Here is a 12,486-nt window from a genome sequence, read left to right as displayed (position 1 = left end):
CATGGTCGATCCCGCATTGGTCCGGCAACTCGCGGGCGCGCTTCTTGCCGCCGAGGAAACGGCAAAGCCCATCGTCCCGATCCGTGATGCCATGCCCAACGATGACGGCGAGACCGCCTATGCGGTCCAGCGCGCCAATGTCGAGCATTGGGTGTCGTCCGGTCGCCGGATCGTCGGTCGCAAGATCGGGTTGACGGCCAAGGCAGTGCAGGCGCAACTCGGCGTCGATCAGCCGGATTTCGGCACGCTTTTCGCCGATATGATTTACGGCGATGATGAGGAGATACCGTTTGCGCGGGTGATGCAGCCGAAAGCGGAGGCGGAGATCGCGCTGGTGTTGAAGGCCGACCTCAAGGCGGCCGATGTGACGCTGGTCGAATTGATCCGCGCCGTCGATTTTGCCCTTCCCGCCATCGAGGTCGTCGGCAGCCGGATTGCCGACTGGAACATCCGCTTTAACGATACGGTTGCCGACAATGCATCGTCCGGGCTCGTGGTTCTGGGCGGGGTTCCGGTGCCGCTTGCCGGCCTCGATCTCAAAACCCTGTCAATGGCCATGACCCGAAACGGTGAAACGGTTTCGACCGGGTCCGGCGCGGCTTGCCTCGGTCATCCGCTCAACGCGGCGCTGTGGCTGGCGCGCAGGATGGCCGCCTTCGGCACGCCGCTTCTGGCCGGCGATCTCATCATGACCGGCGCGCTAGGCCCCATGGCCCCAGTTTCCCCCGGAGACCAGTTTGAGGCCGACATTGAAGGCCTTGGGTCGGTTCGCGCCGCTTTCGGCAACAATCTGGACTGAACAGCAAGCCGGACCGGGTTTTCATGGAGGAGACCCGGCTGCCGTCGTCATATTTTTGAGGAGGAAGACTAAAATGATCAAACGCAGATATTTTCTTGGTGCGGCACTGGCCGCAACCGCATTGACGGCAGGGCTTCCCGCCTTTGCCGCGGGCGACACCGTCAAGGTTGGCGTGGTTCTGTCGCTTTCAGGGCCGTTCAGCATTTACGGCACCCAGATGCAGAACGGCATTGACCTGTTCATGAAGCAGCATGGCGATGAGGTTGCGGGCAAGAAGATCGAACTGATCGTCAAGGATGACGGCGGCATTGCCCCCGATCGCGCCCGCCGCGCCGTTCAGGATCTTCTCGTGCGCGATCATGTCGATGTCCTGGCCGGTTTCACCTTCACCGCTTCGGCGATGGCGTCTGCGCCGCTGGCCGAGAAAACCAAAACGGCGATGATCGTGATGAACGCATCATCGTCGCATATCACCGAGGCCAACCCCTATATGATCCGCGTCGGCCAGACCCTGCCGCAGATCACCGAGCCTGCCGGCCGGTACGCTGCCGAACAGGGCTACAAGAATGTCTATACGCTGGTTGCCGACATCACGGCCGGTCACGATGCGGAAACGGCTTTCATTCGCGGCATGACGACGAATGGCGGCACGGTTTCAGGCAGCCTGCGGGTTCCCGCGCAAAACCCGGATTTCGCACCGTTCATCCAGCGCATCAAGGATGCCAAGCCGGATGCGGTGTTCGTCTGGCTGCCGCCGGGCGAGGCGACCATCAACTTCATCAAGGAATTTGACCAGCGCGGCCTCAAGGAAGCGGGCATCACCATGCTCGGCACGGGCGATCTTACCGACGAGTTGACCATTCGCCAGACCGGCGACGCCGGGCTTGGCGTGGTGACCACCGGTCACTATTCGATGGCGCATGATTCCGACCTCAATCGGGAATTCGTGGAAGCCTATCTCGCCGACTATCCGGATGACCCGTGGCCGAACTTCCTCTCGGTTTCGGCCTATGACGGCATGGCAGCGCTTTACTACGCGCTGGAAAAGACCGGCGGCGATGCCTCGGGCCCGGCCATTGTCGAGGCGCTGAAGGGCGCGACCATAGAAAGTCCGCGTGGACCGATCACCATCGACCCGGAAAACCGCGACATCGTGCAGACCATCTATGTCCGCAAGGTCGAGGCGGTCGACGGGCAGCTTTCGAATGTCGAGTTTTTCGAGTTTCCCGAAAGCCGGGACATGACGCCTTGAGGCCAGGGGCGGGGCGGCTTTGCCGCCCGCCTTCCTTTTTCGGAGCTTTGAATGGCAGGTAATATTGTCGGCATTCTCTTCGACGGACTGGCCTATGGCAGCTTGCTGTTTCTGGTCGGCGTCGGGCTTTCCATCACCATGGGACTGATGAATTTCATCAATCTGGCGCATGGGTCGTTCGCCATGATCGGCGGTTACGCAAGCGTCTATCTGGCCAACAGGGCGGGTATTCCCTTTCTCGCCACCCTGCCGCTCGCCTTTGTGGCGGCGGGGCTCTGCGGTATCATCGCCGAGCGTCTTTTTTTTCAAAGGCTCTACAAGGCGCCGCATCTCGACCAGATGCTGTTTACCGTCGGTTTCGTGTTCTCCTCGATTGCAGCCGCGCACTATTTCTTCGGCGCGTCACAGCAGTTCGTAGCGATGCCGGACATGCTGCAAGGGCAGGTCCGGTTCATGGGCGTCGACTTCGGTAAATACCGGCTGCTTCTGATCGCCTTTGTCGCCGCCGTCACGCTGGCGCTCCACCTGATGCTGTCGAAAACCCGCTTCGGCGCGGAAATCCGCGCCGCCGTCGACAATCAGGATGCGGCGGCGGGCCTTGGCATCAATGTCAATCTGGTGTTCGCGCTTTGCTTCGCGCTGGGCACCGGCCTTGCCGGTCTCGGCGGCGCGCTGGGCGTGGAAGTGCTCGGGCTCGATCCGACCTTCCCGTTGAAATACATGGTCTATTTCCTGCTGGTCGTGGTCGTCGGCGGCGCCGGATCGATCAAGGGACCGCTGATCGCGGCATTGCTGCTTGGCGTCTTCGATGTCGCGGGCAAGTATTTCGTGCCGGAAATCGGCGCCTTCATCATCTATGTCATGATGATCGTGCTGTTGATCGCATTTCCCTCGGGTCTTGGGGGTAAGCGCGCATGACCATCCGTTTTCAGGCCGTCCAAAGGCTCGCGTCGCCGCGTCCGCGTCTTGCCGAAATCATTTTCTGGCTGTTGCCGGCGGCGATCTATTTCCTGCTGCCCTACGACCGGATGCTTGTTCTGTCGCTGATGGCCTATGCGATCGCGGTCCTGGGCCTTGATCTGGTGCTCGGCTATGCCGGCATCGTGTCGCTCGGCCATGCCGCTTTCTTCGGCATCGGGGCCTATACGGCTGGGCTCCTGTCCGTTCATGGCTGGCGCGAGCCCTTGAGCGGGCTTCTGATCGCAGGCGCGCTGACGCTGGCAGTCGGTTATCTGACCAGCTTTCTTGTGGTGCGCGGCAAGGATCTGACCCGGTTGATGGTGACGCTCGGCATCTGCCTCGTGACCTATGAACTTGCCAATCGCATGAGCGGCGTGACCGGCGGCATGGATGGGCTTTCCGGCATCGAGATGGCGCCGCTTTTCGGCACCTTCGAATTCGATTTCTTCGGCAACACCGCCTATTGGTATGCCTATGCCGTTCTCGTCATTGTTTTCGTGGCGCTGAAGTTCTTTGCCTCTTCGCCGCTCGGGCTGTCGCTGCGCGCCATCCGCGAGGGCGTTGATCGCATGCCGGCCCTTGGCGCTTCGGTCAACAACCGGCTGCGGGTCGCCTTCACCCTTTCAGCCGGGATCGCCGGCATTGCCGGTGGTCTGATGGCCCAGACGACGCAGTTCGTCGGCGTCGATTCCCTCTCGGTGACCCGTTCGGCCGAATTCCTGGTGATGCTGGTCCTTGGCGGCACGGGCAGGCTTTACGGCGCTGTGATCGGCACGGCCGTGTTCGTGGTCGCCCATGAGTTTCTCAATGATGTCGATCCCGTCTACTGGGAGTTCTGGATGGGCGTTCTGCTGATGGCGGTGGTGTTTTTTCTGCGCGGCGGGCTGACCGGCGGTGCCAGCGATCTGCTGCGCTTCATTGCCTCCAAGGGCCTTCCGGCCCTGCGCAAGAGGGAGCCGGCGGAATGAAACACGATACCAGTTTCCTTTCCAAAAGCGCGGGCTTTGCGCTGGCAACCGAGGGGTTGTCGAAAAGCTGGGGCGGTTTCCAGGCCAACAGCGATATCAGCTTCGCCCTGCCCATCGGCGCGCGCCATGCACTGATCGGGCCGAATGGCGCGGGAAAGACCACCTTCATCAACATGCTGACCGGCGTGTTGGAGCCAACCGCCGGCAAGGTGTTCATCGGCGGCGAGGATGTGACGCATAGCTCGCAGGAGGAGCGCGTGCGCAAGGGCATGGCCCGCACCTTCCAGATCAACACGCTGTTTCCCAAGCTCACGGTTCTCGAAAGCGTGCTGCTGGCTATCCTTGAGCGCAAGGGGCTTGCGCGGCAGTGGTTCCGCCCGCTGCAAAGCCATACGGTCGAAATCGAGGAGGCGCTCGACCTGATCCAGGATCTAGGGCTTGAAAACCAGGCCGGCAGCGCGGTCGAGACGCTTGCCTATGGCAAGCAGCGTCTGGTCGAGATTGCGCTGGCGCTGGCGTCGCGTCCGCACATTCTTCTGCTCGATGAGCCGGCGGCCGGCATTCCGGCGGGCGAAAGCACCGAGGTTTTCAACGTCATTGCCAGACTGCCTGCCGATGTCAGCATTCTTTTCATCGAGCATGACATGGAACTGGTGCGCCGGTTTGCCGAGCGCATCACCGTTCTGGTGTCGGGCAAGGTGCTGACCGAGGGAACGCCGGACGAGATCATGAGCGATCGCCGCGTCCGCGAAGTCTATCTCGGGGAGGGTGGCCATGACTGATCTTCTGACCCTTGAGGGTGTTTGCGCCGGCTATGGCGAGGCCAGCGTGCTCGACAATGTCTCGTTTTCCATGGCAGGCGGCGACAGTATCGCGCTTTTAGGGCGCAACGGCGTCGGCAAGTCGACGCTGATGCGCACACTGATGGGGCTGACGCGCCATCGGGCGGGCGTGATCCGTTTCAACGGCGCCGATATCACCGCGCTTGCCACGCACAAACGCGCCCATGCCGGCCTCGGCTGGGTGCCGCAGGAGCGGGCGATGTTTCCCTCGCTCACCGTCGAGGAACACCTGACGACGGTGGCGCGACCGGGGCCGTGGGATCTCGGCGCGGTCTACGAGGTCTTTCCGCGCCTCAAGGAACGCCGCGTCAACATGGGCAACCAGCTTTCCGGCGGCGAACAGCAGATGCTGGCGATTGCCCGCGCGCTGATGACCAATCCCCGCCTGCTGCTGCTCGATGAGCCGATGGAAGGCCTTGCGCCGATCATCATTCAGGAATTGGCCCAGGTCGTGCGGGACCTGATCCGCGACAGAGGGCTTTCGGTGATCGTTGTCGAACAACATGCGCGTCTGGCGCTGTCGATGACGGCGCACGCCATCGTGCTCGATCGCGGACGGATTGTCCACCAATCGGCGAGCGCGGAACTTCTTGAAGATCACGAGAAATTGAGCCGCCTCGTGGCGGTCGCCGCCTGACCGGGCGGACAAAGAATTGACGGAAAAGGACAGGTCATGACGACAAAGATCAAATGCGCGATCATCGGCTCCGGGAATATCGGCTCGGATCTGATGATCAAGGTGATGCGAACCTCGGACGTGATTGAAATGGGCGCCATGGTCGGCATCGATCCGCAGTCCGACGGTCTGGCGCGGGCAAAGCGGCTTGGCGTGGCGACCACCCATGAAGGCATTGAAGGTCTTCTGAAAATGCCGGAATACAGGGATATCCAGGTCGTTTTCGACGCGACCTCGGCACGCGCCCACGTCTCCAACAACGCGATCCTGCAAAGGGACGGCAAGAAGGTCATCGATCTGACGCCGGCCGCGATCGGCCCGTTCACCATTCCCGCGATCAATGGCGACGCCAACATCGACGAGCCCAATGTCAACATGGTCACCTGCGGCGGTCAGGCGACGATCCCGATGGTTCATGCCGTGTCGCGGGTTTCGAGCCGCACCGTCTATGGCGAGATCGTTGCCTCGATTTCCTCGAAATCCGCCGGTCCGGGAACCCGCGCGAATATCGATGAATTCACCGAAACTACATCGAAGGCGATCGAGCTTCTGGGCGGGGCCGAACGCGGCAAGGCGATCATCATTCTCAATCCCGCCGAACCGCCGCTGATCATGCGCGACACGGTTTTCGTGCTGTCGCAGGGGGCGTCGCGGGACGATATCGAGCGTTCGGTTGCCGATATGGCCGAGACGGTCCGTGGCTATGTGCCGGGATACCGGCTGAAGCAGCGCGTCCAGTTTGAGGAGATCGGCGACAACCAGCCGGTGCGGATACCGGGCATTGGCCTCGCCACGGGACTAAAGACAACGATCTTTCTGGAGGTGGAAGGGGCGGCCCATTATCTGCCCGCCTATGCCGGAAACCTTGACATCATGACGTCCGCGGCGCTCAGAACCGCCAATCACTGGGCCGCGAAAAACATCAGGGAAAGGGCTGCGTGATGAGCCGAGCCAACAAGGATAAACTCTATATTCAGGATGTAACGCTGCGTGACGGCATGCATGCGATGCGCCATCAATACAGCCTCGACGATGTCCGCGACATCGCCCGCGCGCTGGACCGGGCCGGTGTCGACGCCATCGAAATCACCCATGGCGACGGCCTGGCGGGCTCGACCTTCAATTACGGCTTTGGCCGTCATGATGATGTCGAATGGATCGCGGCGGTGGCCGAGGTGTGCCAGAATGCCGCCGTCACCGTGCTGCTCCTGCCCGGCATCGGAACCGTGCATGAGCTCGAACAGGCCCATCAGGCCGGCGCGCGTTCGGTGCGGATCGCGACCCATTGCACGGAGGCGGATGTCTCGCGCCAGCATATCGAGGCGGCGCGCGCGCTCGGCATGGATACCGTCGGTTTCCTGATGATGGCGCATATGGCGGAGCCTGCAAAGCTTGCCGAGCAGGCAAGGCTGATGGAAAGCTATGGCGCGGAATGCGTCTACGTGACCGATTCCGCCGGTGCGCTGCTGCCGGACCAGTATCGCGACCGCGTTACGGCGCTGCGTGACGCGCTGAAGCCTGAAACCGAGGTCGGCGTCCACACCCACCACAATCTGGCGCTGGGCATTGCCAATGCCGTCGCCGGTATCGAGGCGGGCGCCGTGCGCGTCGATGCCTCGCTTGCGGGCATAGGGGCCGGCGCCGGCAATGCGCCGCTTGAAGTGCTGATCGCCGTCCTCAACCGCATGGGGATCGATACGGGCTGCGATCTGTTCGCCCTGATGGATGCCGCCGACGATCTGGTGCGTCCGTTGCAGGAACGGCCGGTGCGCGTCGACCGCGAAAGCCTGTCGCTTGGCTATGCCGGCGTCTATTCCAGCTTCCTGCGGCATGCCGAAAACGCCTCGAAGACCTACGGCGTCGATGCGCGCGACATTCTGATCGAGCTCGGTGAGCGCCGGATGATCGGCGGCCAGGAAGACATGATCGTCGATGTCGCTCTGGACATGCTTGAAACGCGCCGGAAGCGTTCGGCCTGACGACGGTTTGGTCGACGCGCCTGGCTGAATGCCCTCTCCCGCGACAATGGCGAGCGTGGCATGAAATCCAGCCGATCACGGATATCCGCAGCGATCCTCCTGTTGGTCGGCCATGGCCGGCCACCCCCTCCCGGAATCTGCCTTTTCAGACTTTCACACGCTTCATGCTGTCGACGAGGTCAAACGTTGACAGATGCAAAATTGTAATACAAGTTGATAATATGAATATCTTATGATCCTCGGAAAGCCTTCCGCAACCATATAAGAGTCGTGAACGCGGCGACCCCTTCTCGTGCAACATCAAAGGTTGAAGACCGAAGGAGTTTTGTTTTGAGCCAGGCCGCTCCCAATACGACTTTCTCCCGGATCGGGTGGGGATCTCATGGCTGATGTCGGCGTATCCGGCTCCCGCCGGGGGTGGCAGATCGGCAAGGCGGGCAAGGGGCTGGTCGGCGCGCTTTTCCTGGTGGCCTTCTGGGAAATGCTCTGGTTGAGCGGGGTGGTCGATCCGCGCGATCTGCCGTCGGTCTTTGCCATTCTCCGTTCTTTCGTCATGCAGATCACCAATGGCGCTCTCGTTCTCGCGGCGCTTCAGACCCTGTTTTCGTGGGCGATCGGCATGGCGGTCGCCATGGTGTTAGGAACCGCGCTCGGCATTCTCCTGGCGCTGGTTCCCTGGCTGGAACGGGCGAGCCGTCCGACGCTGGAATTCCTGCGCCCGATCCCTTCGGTGGCCCTCATTCCGGTGGCCCTGATGGCGCTCGGGATCGGCGTCGCGATGCAGGTCTCGCTGATCACCTTTGCCAGCATCTGGCCGATCCTGTTTGCCGCGCGCCAGGGCGTGGAGGCCATCGATCCGCGCTATTTCGATGTCGGCCGGGTCTGGGGCCTCGGGCAGGCGGGGCGGATTCTGCGCATCGTGCTTCCCGCCGCGTTGCCGTCGATTGCGACCGGCACCCGGATTGCCGCCTCCGTGGCGCTGGCGCTGTCGATCACGGTGGAACTGCTGACCGGGCGGCCGGGTCTGGGCGCGGTGCTGCAGGCCGCGCGCCTGTCGGGACAGACCGCGGACATGTGGGCGGTGGTGTTTTGCGCCGGGATCATGGGGCAGGGGATCAACATGGTCTTCCTGCGCATCGAACGCGCTCTGTTTCCATGGAGTGGAGAGCATCTTGCCTGATCGCCAAAAACTGACGATCCTGTTCGTCCAGGGGCTGTTCATCGCGCTCCTCGTGGCTGTTTGGCAATGGGCCGCGATCGCCCATCCCGCACCCTATCTGCCGCGCATCGGCCCGATCATCGAGGCATGGCTTTCCTATTTCCAGGCGCCGCTTTTACACCAGGCGATCTGGCCCAGCCTGTATCGCCTGCTTGCCGGTTTCGGGATCGGCGCCGGGCTTGGCGTGGTGTTCGGGTTGGCGCTGGGACAGGCGCGCGGTCTCATCGACTGGACGCGGCCGACGCTTGAGTTCCTGCGCTTCATTCCCGCGGTCGCCATTCTTCCGGGCGCGCTCGTGATCCTGGGGCCGACCGATGGCATGCGGATTTTCATCATCGCCTTCGGGTCGTTCTTCCCCGTGCTGCTTGCCACGCTTGATGGCACAAGGCGGATCGAGCCGCTTCTGCTCGATGTCGCGAAGATCGAGGGGCTGAAGCCGGTGACGGTTTCGTGCCGCGTGATCCTGCCCGCGACCCTGCCGGCGATCTTCGCCGGCCTGCGCATCGCGCTCGGCATGGCGCTGATCATGATGATCATTTCCGAACTCATGGCCGCGACCAACGGGATCGGGGTCGCGATGCTGCGCGCGCAGCGCCTGTTCCAGAGCGCGAAAGTCTATGGCGGCGTTCTGGCCATCGGCACGATCAGCATTGTCCTCACACTTGCGCTTCTGGCCGTGGAGCGCCGGGTGCTGCGCTGGCACATCGGATGGAGAGAGGGCGCGAAATGACAGCTTTGACAGGGACGGAAACGATGATGGGCACCGAACTTCTGAAGGCCGAGAATTTGACCAAGGCTTATGCCGGCAACGCAACCCCGGTGCTGGGCGGCGTCGATTTCGCCCAGACCGAAGGCGAGTTTCTGTCGGTGGTCGGCCCCTCCGGCTGCGGAAAGACCACGCTTCTGCGCTGTCTGTCGGGTCTGATGCGGCCGGATGCGGGCGGCGTCTCGCACCGGGGCGAAAGCTTCACTCGGCCGCCGGAATGGCTGTCGATCGTGTTCCAGGACTATAATCGCAGCCTTTTCCCCTGGCTCACCGTGCGCGGAAATGTCGGTTTCGGCTTGCGCGAACGCGACCGGGCAAAGAAGGCGGCGATGGTGGATGACGCGATCGATGCCGTCGGTCTTTCCCATGCCGCCGACCTCCATCCCTGGCAGATTTCGGGCGGGATGCAGCAACGCTGCGCGCTGGCGCGTTCGCTGGTGTCCTCGCCAGGCCTGCTGCTCCTCGACGAGCCCTTCGCATCGGTGGATGCCCAGACCCGGATCGACCTTCAGGACCTGCTGATGAAACTGGTCGCCGAGCGCGGCATCTCCGCGCTCCTGGTCACCCATGACATCGATGAAGCGGTGTTCATGGGCGACCGGGTGGTGGTGCTGTCGACCCGGCCCGCCCGCGTGGTGGAGGAGGTGATCGTCGATCTTCCCAAACCGCGCGATCAGCTCGCCACCAAGGAGAGCCCGCGTTTCCTCGAACTGCGTCACCATGTCTACACTTCGGTGCGTCGGCAAGCCGGGGCGGCCGTCTGAGCCGCCCCCAATAACAAAAAAGAAGATCAGAAAAACCTCACCAGAGAGAGAACAAATCCATGTACAAAACCCTGAAAGCGCTGATCGTTTCCGCCGCGATGGCCGTGACCACGCTGTCGGCCCTGCCACAGCCTGCCGTAGCGCAGGACCTGACCAAGGTCCGCGTCGGCTACATTCCTGTCGGCGTCTATGCCTATCTGTGGCGGGCCCGCGATGCCGGCTATTTCGCCGATGCCGGTCTCGAGGTCGAACTCGTGACCATGGCAGGCGGCGGCGAGATCATTCCGGCGCTGCAATCCGGCAGCCTGCAATTCGGCATTTCGGATGCGCTCGGCGTGCTCAACGCCCGCAATGCCGGCATCCCGGCGACCTATGTGTCGTTCAATTTCGCCCAGACCGAAGAAAGCCCGGTCCACGCGGCGCTGACCTTCGATCCCGAGATCAAGGGACCCGCCGATCTTGCGGGCAAGTCTGTGGCGACCAATCTCAGCTACAATACCGACTGGACCATGATGCGGGCGTGGCTGCGCGATGCGGGCGTCGATCTCGACACCGTCCAGTTCCAGGAAATTCCCTTTCCTGAAATGATCGCCTCCGCCCGCTCCGGTTCGGTGACGGTGGTGGGGGCGGTCGAACCCTTCGTGACGCTTGCAGAAGCGGACGGCGCCACGGTTCTCGGGCATTTCTTCACCGAGGTGAAGTCGCCTGCGGTGCTGTCGGGCGTGGTGGCGATGACGCCGTGGATCGAGGAAAACGAAGAACTGACCGTGGCCTTCGTCGAGGCGATCGACAAGGCGATCGACGATTTCAACAGCGATCCGCAGATCGCGCGTGACACGATTGCCGCCAATACCAAGATCCCGGCGGCGGTCGTGCAGGCCATGCAGCTTGGCGTCTGGGATACCAATGTCGATCCGAACGAGATGCAGTTCTGGGTCGACGCCGCCTCCGCCGAGGGCATGCTGGGCGCGGAAACGGATCTCGAGGACCTGGTCTGGACGCCGGCCAATTGAGGAACGCTTCGGGGCAGTCACTCGGTCTGCCTCTCAAAAACGGAAAAGGCACAATCATCTGTGTCGCAATGGTCGGGGTGAGAAACCCCGGCCATTTCTATATCAACCCGTCCCGCCAGGACCGCCAATGGCCGGGCTGTGGAAAGTGACGCCTGATCGTACAAACCCGAAACAAAAAACCCCGAGCATGGCTTGCATGCTCGGGGCGCGGAAACGGCGGTTACTTGAGGCAGGCGTTTTACTGGGCCTTGGATGCCTCGACCAGGGCGTGGAGCCGCTCATATTCGGCCTTCACTTCCGGCTGGCCTTCCAGCAGTTCGGCTGCAAGCGTGGCGAAGCCTTCTTCCATCTCGGCCTGTTCTTCCGGCGGAAGCTGGGTGATCACGCCGCCATTTTCGGTCCAGGTGGCATAGGAGCGGTCGACATTCTCGACGCCCCAGGGATAGACCGCTTCTTCGGCGGCGCGGCCGGCCGCGATGATGGCGGCCTTGGTGTCTTCGCTCTGCATCTGGAACCAGTCCTCGTTGACGACGGTGACTGAGACCACTTCGGCGAAGTGCAGGTCGAGGATATATTTGCCGACGTCGTAATATTTGAACGCGGTGAGGATCGGCACGCCGACCAGCATGCCGTCAAGGCCGCCGGACTGGAGCTGCGGGATCACCTCGGACAGCGCCAGCGGTAGCGGGATCGCGCCGAGCTGTTCCATCGGCTTGATCTGCAGCGGTGAGGCGAAGGTGCGGATCTTGAGGCCCTTGACGTCCTCAAGCGTCTTCGCGTCTTCCATGGTGAAGAGCACGGTCGGCGAATTGTAGATCGCGCCGATCACGCGCAGGCCCTTGTCGAGGAACATGGTTTCGAGGTGATCGCGATATTCCGGGTCGTGAAGCGCCGCATGCACATCTTCCGGCGAGGTGAACAGGCCCGGCACGTCGAAGGCCTGAAAGCGCGGATCGACGTTGGACATGAAGGATGTCGGCGTGGTGAAGGCTTCGATCGTGCCGAGAAGCACGCCTTCCGACATGCGCGGGATCGCGCCGAGCTGCGAGGCCGGGTAGATCTCGGTCGTCACCGCGCCGGGCGCGCGCTCGGCGAGCTCGTCGGCGAAGACCTTGATCCATTCATGCTGCACGTCGTTGATGGTCGCGGTCGCGAGCTTCATCGTGGTTTGCGCCTGGGCGGTGAGGAAGGTGCTCACCGTCAGAGCGGTGGCGAAGGCAGCCGTTTTCAAAAGATTGGAGATCATGG

At 62.4% G+C, this 12,486-nt stretch carries 13 protein-coding genes; 12 read left to right on the top strand and 1 reads right to left on the bottom strand.

The genetic code is table 11. The annotated features are described in order from the left end of the window. The first annotated feature begins 1 nt into the window (after window position 1). The 12 genes from mhpD to Mame_RS00655 all read left to right on the top strand — a co-directional run bounded on the left by mhpD (window position 2) and on the right by Mame_RS00655 (window position 11,238). Window positions 2–799: a 2-keto-4-pentenoate hydratase gene (gene mhpD, locus Mame_RS00710; RefSeq protein WP_018063425.1), complete on the top strand. Its 798-nt coding sequence runs from the start codon at window positions 2–4 to the stop codon at window positions 797–799. A 73-nt stretch (window positions 800–872) separates the two neighbouring features. After that, window positions 873–2,051 carry an ABC transporter substrate-binding protein gene (locus Mame_RS00705; protein WP_018063426.1) on the top strand — a complete coding sequence of 393 codons (1,179 nt, stop codon included), beginning with the start codon at window positions 873–875 and terminating at the stop codon, window positions 2,049–2,051. Window positions 2,052–2,102: 51 nt separating this feature from the next. Further along, window positions 2,103–2,969 carry a branched-chain amino acid ABC transporter permease gene (locus Mame_RS00700; protein ID WP_018063427.1) on the top strand — a complete coding sequence of 289 codons (867 nt, stop codon included), beginning with the start codon at window positions 2,103–2,105 and terminating at the stop codon, window positions 2,967–2,969. Further along, the gene (locus Mame_RS00695) at window positions 2,966–3,979 is read left to right on the top strand and encodes a branched-chain amino acid ABC transporter permease (protein ID WP_018063428.1); all 1,014 of its coding nucleotides are present in this window, start codon (window positions 2,966–2,968) and stop codon (window positions 3,977–3,979) included. The genes Mame_RS00700 and Mame_RS00695 overlap by 4 nt, the downstream gene beginning before the upstream one ends. Next, entirely contained in the window at window positions 3,976–4,761 is a 786-nt protein-coding gene (locus Mame_RS00690; RefSeq protein WP_018063429.1) for an ABC transporter ATP-binding protein, read from the top strand. The genes Mame_RS00695 and Mame_RS00690 overlap by 4 nt, the downstream gene beginning before the upstream one ends. Continuing rightward, entirely contained in the window at window positions 4,754–5,458 is a 705-nt protein-coding gene (locus tag Mame_RS00685) for an ABC transporter ATP-binding protein (RefSeq protein WP_018063430.1), read from the top strand. Before Mame_RS00690 ends, Mame_RS00685 begins: the two co-directional genes overlap by 8 nt. 36 nt (window positions 5,459–5,494) lie before the next feature. Further along, the gene (locus Mame_RS00680) at window positions 5,495–6,439 is read left to right on the top strand and encodes an acetaldehyde dehydrogenase (acetylating) (RefSeq protein WP_018063431.1); all 945 of its coding nucleotides are present in this window, start codon (window positions 5,495–5,497) and stop codon (window positions 6,437–6,439) included. Next, window positions 6,439–7,476 (top strand): 4-hydroxy-2-oxovalerate aldolase, encoded by a 1,038-nt coding sequence (gene dmpG / locus Mame_RS00675; RefSeq protein ID WP_018063432.1) that lies wholly within the window; start codon window positions 6,439–6,441, stop codon window positions 7,474–7,476. Before Mame_RS00680 ends, dmpG begins: the two co-directional genes overlap by 1 nt. A 382-nt stretch (window positions 7,477–7,858) precedes the next feature. After that, window positions 7,859–8,656: an ABC transporter permease gene (locus tag Mame_RS00670; protein WP_018063433.1), complete on the top strand. Its 798-nt coding sequence runs from the start codon at window positions 7,859–7,861 to the stop codon at window positions 8,654–8,656. After that, entirely contained in the window at window positions 8,649–9,425 is a 777-nt protein-coding gene (locus Mame_RS00665) for an ABC transporter permease (protein WP_018063434.1), read from the top strand. The genes Mame_RS00670 and Mame_RS00665 overlap by 8 nt, the downstream gene beginning before the upstream one ends. Beyond that, window positions 9,422–10,225 carry an ABC transporter ATP-binding protein gene (locus Mame_RS00660; RefSeq protein ID WP_210162222.1) on the top strand — a complete coding sequence of 268 codons (804 nt, stop codon included), beginning with the start codon at window positions 9,422–9,424 and terminating at the stop codon, window positions 10,223–10,225. The genes Mame_RS00665 and Mame_RS00660 overlap by 4 nt, the downstream gene beginning before the upstream one ends. 59 nt (window positions 10,226–10,284) lie before the next feature. Further along, window positions 10,285–11,238 carry an ABC transporter substrate-binding protein gene (locus Mame_RS00655; protein WP_018063436.1) on the top strand — a complete coding sequence of 318 codons (954 nt, stop codon included), beginning with the start codon at window positions 10,285–10,287 and terminating at the stop codon, window positions 11,236–11,238. Between the two features lie 238 nt (window positions 11,239–11,476). Here the strand turns inward: Mame_RS00655 and Mame_RS00650 are convergent, their stop codons facing one another. Further along, on the bottom strand, window positions 11,477–12,484 hold the full coding sequence (locus tag Mame_RS00650; protein ID WP_018063437.1) for a TRAP transporter substrate-binding protein: 1,008 nt from the start codon (window positions 12,482–12,484) through the stop codon (window positions 11,477–11,479). Between the last annotated feature and the right edge of the window lie 2 nt (window positions 12,485–12,486).

Source organism: Martelella mediterranea DSM 17316 (assembly GCF_002043005.1).
GTDB lineage: Bacteria > Pseudomonadota > Alphaproteobacteria > Rhizobiales > Rhizobiaceae > Martelella > Martelella mediterranea.
Note: the sequence above shows the minus strand (reverse complement) of the source record. Positions and strands in the feature narration are given on the sequence as shown.